The organism is Pseudomonas sp. CM27, from assembly GCF_013179515.1.
Taxonomy (GTDB): Bacteria; Pseudomonadota; Gammaproteobacteria; order Pseudomonadales; family Pseudomonadaceae; genus Aquipseudomonas.
Window position 1 is genome coordinate 1 of the sequence record NZ_JABMCN010000288.1, and the last position, 7,213, is coordinate 7,213.

Sequence of the window (7,213 nt, forward strand, 5' to 3'; positions counted from 1 at the left end):
TGCAGCATTTCAGCGGTGTAGTTCCACTCTTTCTGGGTGGCTGCCGCCGACTCGTTCAGCTTGGTGCCGTAGCTTGGCACGATCTCTTTGATCTTGGCCTGCCACTCTGGGGTAGCGACCTTCTCCTTGAACACGGTTTCCAGCACGTTCAGCATGATCGGCGCAGCCGTCGAGGCACCAGGCGAGGCGCCCAGCAGACCGGCGATGGTGCGGTCCTGGGAAGCCACCACTTCAGTGCCCAGCTTCAGCACGCCGCCCTTCTCGGCATCACGCTTGATGATCTGCACGCGCTGACCAGCCTGCCACAGTTTCCAGTCTTCCTGCTTCGCGTTCGGGAAGTAGGTGCGCAGCGCTTCGAAGCGGTCATCGTCAGACAGCATCAGCTGGCCAGCGAGGTACTCGACCAGCGGGTACTGATCGATACCGACCTTGGTCATCGGCCATACGTTGTGGGTGGTGGTGCTGCTCAGCAGGTCCAGGTACGAACCGTTCTTCAGGAACTTGGTCGAGAAGGTGGCGAACGGGCCAAACAGGATCACGCGCTTGCCGTCCAGCACGCGGGTGTCCAGGTGCGGTACCGACATGGGCGGCGCACCGGTCGAGGCAATGCCGTAGGCCTTGGCCATGTGCTGCATGGCCACGGTCGGGTTCTCGGTCACCAGGAACGAGCCGCCCACCGGGAAGCCTGCGTATTCCTTGGCTTCAGGAATGCCCGACTTCTGCAGCAGCTTCAGCGCGCCACCACCGGCACCGATGAACAGGAACTTGGCATCGGTGGCCGACTCGGTACCGTCCTTCAGGTTCTTGTACTCGACGTGCCAGGAGCCGTCCTTGTTGCGCGAGATGTCCTGCACTTCGCTGGACAGCTTCAGGTCGAAGCCTTGCTGGGTTTGCAGATGGCCAACGAACTGGCGGGTGATCTCGCCGAAGTTGACGTCGGTGCCGATCGGCGTCCAGGTCACGGCCAGCTTCTGGTTCGGGTCGCGGCCTTCCATCATCAACGGGGCCCACTTGGCGATCTGCGCGTGGTCCTCGGAGTACTGCATCGGGCGGAACAGCGGGCTGGTCTGCAGCGCGTCGTAACGCTTCTTCAGGAACTTGATGTTGTCATCGCCCCAGACGAAGCTCATGTGCGGGGTGGTGTTGATGAACGAGTGCGGGTTCTTCAGCACGCCCTGGCGTACTTGCCACGACCAGAACTGGCGGGAAATCTGGAAGGCTTCGTTGATTTCGATGGCCTTGGCGATGTTGACGTTGCCGTCTTTGTCTTCCGGGGTGTAGTTCAGCTCGGCCAGCGCAGAGTGACCGGTACCGGCGTTATTCCAGCCGTTGGAGCTTTCTTCGGCCACGCCATCCAGGCGCTCGACCATTTCCATCGACCAGCTTGGCTCCAGCTCGTGCAGCCACACGGCCAGGGTGGAGCTCATGATGCCGCCGCCGACCAGCAGCACGTCTACTTTCTTGGTTTCTGCGGCGTGCGCTTGCATGAAGCTTGCTGCAACAGCCAGACCCAGCAAGGTCTTGCCAGCTTTCTTGAACATTGATCAATTCCAGTCAGGAGAACGGAGTGAGGGCCTGTGGCTGGCCCAGGTATTCCTTGTTCTTCAGCGCAGGCTTGTTGTTGATCATTGTTCAGCAGCCAGAGAACAGAAAACGACTCGGCCTTTTGTCGAATTGACCGACGAGGGCTGAATCGTTTTTCCGATTGTATCCCAATTGCCAGCACAAACAAATTGCGTGCCGTCGCGTCAACGCGGCAGGTTGTCCCAGGCATCCCGACGGCGGCAACGACAATGATTGCAGTATTTTTCAGCGGCCTCTACTATCGCGATCATTTCTCATTCGCACCATTACGCGCTCGCGCCGGATGCCGCCGTGGTTTCGATACCCCAGTTGAATACCTCGCTCCATACCCTTTACCACAGCCATTCGCGCTGGTTGCTCGGCTTCCTGTACCGCCGGCTAGGCAGCCGCTGCGATGCTGCCGACCTGGTGCAGGACACGTTCGTGCGCATCCTCAACCGCCCAAGGCAGTTTGACGGCGTACGCGGCGAACGCTCGTACCTGGCGACCATCGCCCGCGGCCTGTGCGTGGACCACTGGCGCCGGCAGAAACTGGAGCAGGCCTGGTTGCAGCAGCTGGCCTTGCAACCCGAGACCGTACAGCCCTCACCCGAACAGCGCGCGATCATCGTCGAGACCCTGCACGAGGTGGACGCAATGCTGCTGCGCTTGCCCGGCAAGGTACGCCAGGCGTTCCTGCTGGCGCAGATCGACGGGCTTGCCTACCGCGATATCGCCGCGCATATCGGGGTAAGCGAACGCATGATCAAGAAGTACCTGGCCCAGGCATTTTTGCACTGCGCCATTCTTGAAGCCGAACTCGACGGGATGCTGGTGGAGTGATGCCATGAATTCGCCGGCGCAAAAGCTGAGCCACGCCAGCCTGCAACAAGCGGCGCACTGGTACGTGCAGTTGCAGGACGAAAACGTTCCCCCGCAGTTGCGTAAACAGTGGCAACGCTGGTTTGACCAGCATGGTGACCATCAGGCGGCCTGGCACTATGTGCAACGGGTCGGCCAGCGCTTTGCGCCCTTGCAGGCCGAAAGCACGGCTGCAGGCCGGGTATTGCGCGAGCATGATGCCCGCCGCTTCAGCCGACGCACGGGGCTCAAGTCCTTGCTGGTGCTTGGCGCCAGCAGCCTGCTTGGCTGGAGGGTCTGGCAAGGCGCGCCGGTGTCGGGCTGGGGGGCCGACATGGCCACCGGCATCGGCGAAATCCGCGAAACCCGCCTGGCCGATGGCAGCCAGTTGTGGCTGGGGGCGCAGAGCGCCGTGGACATGCAGTACTCGCCGCTCAGCAGGGTGCTGAGACTGCGATTTGGCGAACTGCTGGTGGAAACCGCCCACGACCCGCGTCGCCCGTTCTTCGTCGACACTGCGCAAGGGCGCATGCAGGCGCTGGGGACGCGCTTCGCGGTTTGCCAGCAGGGCGAAAATACCCGGCTTGATGTGTACGCGGGCGCCGTGGAGGTGTGCACCGCTGGCAGCGGCGAAAAGTGCATCGTGCAGGCGGGCCGGCAGGTGGACTTCAGTGCCCTGGGCATCAGCAGCACTCGGCCGGCACAAAGTGCTGGCGAGTCGTGGGTTCATCACCGCCTCAATGCCGAGGACATGCCGCTGGCGCATCTGCTGCAGACCTTGGGCCGGTATCACCACGGGCACCTGGGCTGGCATCCACAGGTGGCGAAGCTCTCAGTCATGGGTGCCTTCCCGCTTGATGATACCGACCGGGCGCTGGCGTTGTTGCAGGCGGCGTTGCCGGTGCGGGTGCAGCGGCTGACGCCGTGGTGGGTGACTGTAGAGCCGGTTTGATACCTGGAAGCCAGCGCTGGCCTGATTGTTGTGCAAGGCAAAAAAAATCTGTCGAGCCGGTTCCCTTTTCCCAATCTCATCCGGTTAACCCGGCATAGCCCTCCCAACTCACCCTACCGATTCCCGAGACCCGCATGCCGACGCCCTTCCACCCCGCGCTTCGCCTGGCGCTTGCCGCGCCCCTTTCGTTCTGCGCCGCCGCGCCGCTGATGTTGCCAGCAACCCTGGCCCAGGCCGGACAGGCCGCCAGCGCCGAAAGCACCTTCAACATCGCCCCCGGCTCGCTCGCCAGCGCCCTCAACCAGTTCAGCAGCCAGGCCGGCATCTACCTGGCCGGCAGCAATGAACTGGCCGCCGGCAAGACCAGCCAGGGGCTGCAAGGCCGCTACAGCGTCGCCGTGGGCCTGGCCCGCCTGCTGCAGGGCAGCGGCTTGCAAGCCGTGCCTCAGGGCAGCGCAGGTTATGTGCTGCAACCACTGGCCGATGGCACGGCGCTGCAACTGGACGCCACCTCGATCAACGCCGCCACCCTGCTCGCCAGCAACGGCCAGAGCGATACCGGCTACCGCGCCGTGGCCAGCAGCACGGCCAGCAAGACCAGCAGCGCGCTGGCCGACACCCCGCGCTCGGTCTCGGTGGTTACCCGCCAGCGCATGGATGACCAGCAATCGCAAACGCTGACCGAAGTGCTGGGTTATGTACCTGGCATTTTCTCGCCGCCGTTTGCCGGCGGTGACGGCCAGGCGGGCGACCTGTTCTTCATCCGTGGCTTCAACGCCACCGACTACGGCTATGGCCTGCTGCGCGACGGCCTGCGCGTGCAAGGCAACCGCTACGACACCAGCAGCGAACCCTACGGCCTGGAGCGGGTGGAAGTGTTTCGCGGCCCGACCTCGATCCTGTATGGCGAAAACGCCCCCGGTGGCGTAGTCAATCTGGTCAGCAAACGGCCCACCGCCGAGGCCCGTCATGAAGTGCAACTGAGCTATGGCTCGCACAACCGCCGCCAGTTGGGCGTCGACGTTTCAGGCCCGCTGACCGATGAAGGCAATGTGCTCGGCCGCCTGGTGATGATGGGCCGCAAGTCCGATACCCAGGTCGATCACCAGCCTGATGATCGTATGTACATCGCCCCCTCGCTGACGCTGAACTTTGACGAGTTCAACAGCCTGACCGTGCTGGCGACCTATCAGCGTGACCGCACCTTGATGGAGCTGGGTTTCCCCGCCGCCGGCACCCTGCTGCACAACCCGAACGGCAAGATCGACAAGGACCAGCTGTCCGGCAACCCGGACTGGGACAACTTCGAACGGGAAACCTGGAGCCTGGGCTACGAGTTCAGCCACCGCTTCAACGACACCTGGCAGTTCCGCCAGAACTCGCGCTACATGCAGTCGCGCATCGACCGCCAGGAAATGTGGCCGGGTAGCCTGAACAATGGAGGCTTCGGCACCACCCTGAGCAATCAGGCCTACGACCGCTACAACAAGTCCATCGCCTACTCGCTGGACAACCAGTTCGAAGGCCATTTCACCAGCGGCGCGTTCGACCACACCTTCCTTGTCGGGGCAAGCCTGGACCGTACCTCGTTCAACCAGGACTGGGACGCTGGCAACGGCGGCACCATCAACGTGTTCGACCCGGTCTGGAACGGCAAGCCGACTACGCCCTTGCATGTTCAGAATGCTCTGCTCGACCAGACCATGTACGGGCTCTACAGCCAGTTGCAAACCAAGGTCGATAACTGGGTATTGTTGCTGGGCGGGCGCCTGGACCGGGTCAACAGCCAGTACCGCAACAAGGCCGGCACCCTCAATGCACAAGCCGACATGGACAGCTGGGACAGCAAGTTCACCTGGCAGACCGGAGTGATGTACCAGTTCGAAAACGGCCTGTCGCCGTACTTCAGCTACTCCACAGCCTTCGCCCCTACTCAGCAGACCGAAAGCCGCAGCGGCCCGCTGGACCCCACCACCAGCGAACAGTACGAAGTGGGCGTCAAGTATGAGCCCAAAGGGTGGAACACCGCCTTTACCGCGTCGGTCTACGACTTGCGCAAGAAGGACGACGTGTTGTTCGACTCCGCCGTGGGTGACTACCGCCAGATCGGTGCAAGCCGAGCCAAGGGTGTCGAGCTTGAGTTGAACAGCGACCTGAGCGAAAACCTGAACCTCACCGCTGCCTATACCTACACCGATTCGCGCATTACCAAGGACGTCACCGGGTCGCTGTACGAAGACCACCAAATGACCGGCGTGCCGCGTAATCAGGCATCGGTGTGGAGCACTTACCGCTTCCGTGACGGGCTGCTCAAAGGGTTGCAGATCGGGGGCGGCGTGCGCCACTTCGACAGTACTTTCGCCTACACCCCGGCAAGCCTATACGGCAAGCTGGACAGCGGCGACGTGACGTTGGTGGATGCCAAGGTCGGCTATGAAATCGACGACAACTGGTCGGTCGAGGTCAATGCCCGCAACCTGTTCGACAAAGAGTACGTGGCAGGCTGTAACAACGCCGGGCGCTGCTACTGGGGCGAAGAGCGCACTTTGCTGGGAACAGTTTCGCTGCGCTGGTAAGAGACCCACAAACAAAAGCCCCCGGCCATCTGCATGACCGGGGGCCTTGGATCACGTCGCAAGCGTCGCGATCAGGGTACCGCCAAGATTACTGCTGCTGAGGCAGTTTATCGATCGGGCCGCAGCCACCGATGATCTTGGAGATGGAAACCGAAGGGTGGAACAGGTAGTCGTAAGTGCAGTTCTTCGGTTGGTTGTAGACCTGGCCAGTGCAACCCGACAGCAGGGCAACACCCGAAACGAGAGCAACGGCGACGGTGGCCTTGAACAGCTTTTTCATACTAAGTCCTTTAAATGAATCATCTTCGGCCATCGTCTGATGGCGGCCGGATGATACAGAAGCCAGGCATTGGATCCAAGTCGCGCGTAGCAGAGATTCATTGCAATCGTGCAACAACAGGTTGTAAAGCGCGTCTTTGCCGACGATAGTTCAGGGCACTGACTTCGTATTGCCCACAGGAACTCACCATGCTCGGCGTCACCGACTACGGCGCATTCGTCATCGCCTTCATCATTCTTCTGGCCATCCCCGGCCCGGGCAACTTCGCCCTGATCACCGCCACCGGCAAGGGCGGTATCAAGGCTGGCCTGGCAGCGACCTGTGGGGTAATCGTGGGTGACCAGGTGCTGTTGTGGCTGGCGGTAGCGGGCGTCGCCACCCTACTGGCCACCTACCCCACAGCCTTCCATATGGTGCAGTGGGCGGGTGCCGCGTACCTGGCCTACCTGGGCCTGCGCATGCTGCTGAGCAAACCCGGTGGTGCAGCCCACCCTTGCCGCATGGACAATGGCCAGTACCTGCGCCAGACCATGATGATCACCTTGCTCAACCCCAAGGCGATCATGTTCTACATGGCGTTTTTCCCGCTGTTCGTCGACCCGGTGAAGCACCAGGGGCTGGTGACATTCGGCTTCATGGCTGCGACGGTGGCGGTGGTGACTTTCGTGTATGGGCTGATTGCCGTGGTGCTGACGCATCAGCTGGCCGAACGCATGCGCGCCAACCCGCGCATCACCAATATGTTCGAGCGGCTGGCGGGGGCTTGCCTGGTGGGGTTTGGGATCAAGCTGGCGGCGATGCGCTGAGCAAGGCCGCAGGGGTTATAGCAATAGATAGCGGAGTCTAGCGATTTTCGCTATCTATTAGTAGATTTCGGTAGCGTTTGCCCTTCGACGCCGCAAACCAGCGCCCGTCCTACAGCCTGCACTCAGAATTATCCCCTTCCTTGTAGGGCGTTTCCCAAACATACTGCCAACCTGT

At 61.8% G+C, this 7,213-nt stretch carries 6 protein-coding genes; 4 read left to right on the forward strand and 2 right to left on the reverse strand.

From position 1 onward, the window contains the following. The coding region (mqo, locus tag HP547_RS25675; RefSeq protein ID WP_172288206.1) for a malate dehydrogenase (quinone) at positions 1–1,541 on the reverse strand (1,541 nt) is incomplete at its 3' end. Between the two features lie 334 nt (positions 1,542–1,875). Here mqo and HP547_RS25680 point away from each other — a divergent pair. From HP547_RS25680 to HP547_RS25690, 3 genes are all read left to right on the forward strand, one after another. Then, on the forward strand, positions 1,876–2,406 hold the full coding sequence (locus HP547_RS25680) for a sigma-70 family RNA polymerase sigma factor (RefSeq protein WP_172219422.1): 531 nt from the start codon (positions 1,876–1,878) through the stop codon (positions 2,404–2,406). A 4-nt stretch (positions 2,407–2,410) separates the two neighbouring features. Further along, complete coding sequence (locus HP547_RS25685; protein ID WP_172288208.1) at positions 2,411–3,376, forward strand: FecR domain-containing protein; 966 nt, start codon at positions 2,411–2,413, stop codon at positions 3,374–3,376. A 134-nt stretch (positions 3,377–3,510) separates the two neighbouring features. Next, a complete protein-coding gene (locus HP547_RS25690; RefSeq protein WP_172288210.1) occupies positions 3,511–5,952 on the forward strand; it encodes a TonB-dependent siderophore receptor in 2,442 nt (813 codons plus the stop codon). 88 nt (positions 5,953–6,040) lie between these two features. On the opposite strand, the gene HP547_RS25695 is transcribed toward HP547_RS25690, so the two are convergent. Beyond that, complete coding sequence (locus HP547_RS25695; protein ID WP_172219416.1) at positions 6,041–6,232, reverse strand: YhfL family protein; 192 nt, start codon at positions 6,230–6,232, stop codon at positions 6,041–6,043. Positions 6,233–6,420: 188 nt separating this feature from the next. On the opposite strand from HP547_RS25695, the gene HP547_RS25700 reads away from it, so the two are divergent. Beyond that, a complete protein-coding gene (locus tag HP547_RS25700; protein WP_172288212.1) occupies positions 6,421–7,038 on the forward strand; it encodes a LysE family transporter in 618 nt (205 codons plus the stop codon). Positions 7,039–7,213 lie beyond the last annotated feature (175 nt).

What these genes read in the sequence shown, in the direction of transcription:
- HP547_RS25685 (WP_172288208.1), top strand. Translation starts at nt 2,411, where the DNA reads ATGAATTCGCCGGCGCAAAAGCTGAGCCACGCCAGCCTGCAACAAGCG.
- HP547_RS25690 (WP_172288210.1), top strand. Translation starts at nt 3,511, where the DNA reads ATGCCGACGCCCTTCCACCCCGCGCTTCGCCTGGCGCTTGCCGCGCCC.
- HP547_RS25695 (WP_172219416.1), bottom strand. Translation starts at nt 6,232, where the DNA reads ATGAAAAAGCTGTTCAAGGCCACCGTCGCCGTTGCTCTCGTTTCGGGT.
- HP547_RS25700 (WP_172288212.1), top strand. Translation starts at nt 6,421, where the DNA reads ATGCTCGGCGTCACCGACTACGGCGCATTCGTCATCGCCTTCATCATT.